Below are 277 nucleotides of genomic sequence, written 5' to 3'. Positions count from 1 at the left end.
CGGTCGTCGCCGTGCAGCAGGTGCACCAGCCGGCCCCGGGCCCGGTTGAGGCAGGTCTCGAAGTTGCGCAGGCTGCCCACGTTCCGGGGCTGGCGGTGGTAGCCCACCCGGCCCCGGCCCAGCTCCCGCACCAGTGCCCCCAGGTCCGCGTCGGTGCTCGCGTCGTCCACCACCTCGATCTGCATCAGCGCCGGGCCCGGGTCCTGGGCCAGCACGCCCGCCAGCGCCTCGGCCAGGAACCCGGCGCAGTTGTAGGCCGGGATCATCACCGACCACA

1 protein-coding gene is annotated in these 277 nt (G+C 74.4%); it reads right to left on the bottom strand.

The genetic code is table 11. From position 1 onward, the window contains the following. A partial coding sequence (locus tag ACW9SV_RS22500; RefSeq protein WP_479559034.1) for a glycosyltransferase family 2 protein occupies positions 1-277 on the bottom strand: 277 nt, incomplete at both ends.

Source organism: Rufibacter sp. JT20002 (assembly GCF_056491185.1).
The sequence above is the reverse complement of the archived record's forward strand: the minus strand, read 5'-3'. Positions and strand labels throughout refer to the sequence as shown.